This is a genomic window from Oleiphilus sp. HI0043, assembly GCF_001634935.1.
Genome location: NZ_LWEY01000528.1, coordinates 1 through 527, shown reverse-complemented (window position 1 = coordinate 527; position 527 = coordinate 1). Strand labels below are relative to the sequence as shown.

General features: G+C 43.5%; 1 protein-coding gene. It reads right to left on the bottom strand.

The genetic code is table 11. The features are described from left to right. Window positions 1-96 precede the first annotated feature (96 nt). Window positions 97-527: lactate utilization protein (locus tag A3729_RS06525; RefSeq protein WP_197475631.1), on the bottom strand; the 431-nt coding region annotated here is incomplete at its 5' end.

Here is a 527-nt window from a genome sequence, read left to right as displayed (position 1 = left end):
AATGCACCGAAATTCTATTGGTTTTCCCCTGTTTAAGAACGGGAGGCGGTGATAGTGAATCGATTCTGGATGAGCTGAGCGTTGCTCCTTAGCACTCTATATCTCTGCGTTTTCTTGAACTAAGACAATCAGCTTTTTGGGTCCATGAGCGCCATAGGCTAGTGTTTGTTGTATATCTGCTGTTTTCGACGGGCTGGAAATAAACAAAACATTGCTTGGCATTTTCTCGCATTGACCCCAAGGTTCATCATTGAGCAAACTTGATAAATCCGGGTAGATTTGATCCTCTTGTAGTAGCACTAGATGTATTGGTGGCACAAGCGACATCATTCTAGGTTCGTCTTTATTTGGCAGCAGCAATAAGGTTCCGGTTTCGGCTATTGCTCCCTGTGCAAGGGTGATGCCGATATCGATGTTATGGAATAAGGTTTCCCGAAGGGTTTCATAAGCTTGTGAGTAGCGTGTAATGCTGATGTTATTATTATGAAGGCGCAGAGCTTGTTCAATTTCGCTTTGGTATGCAAGAT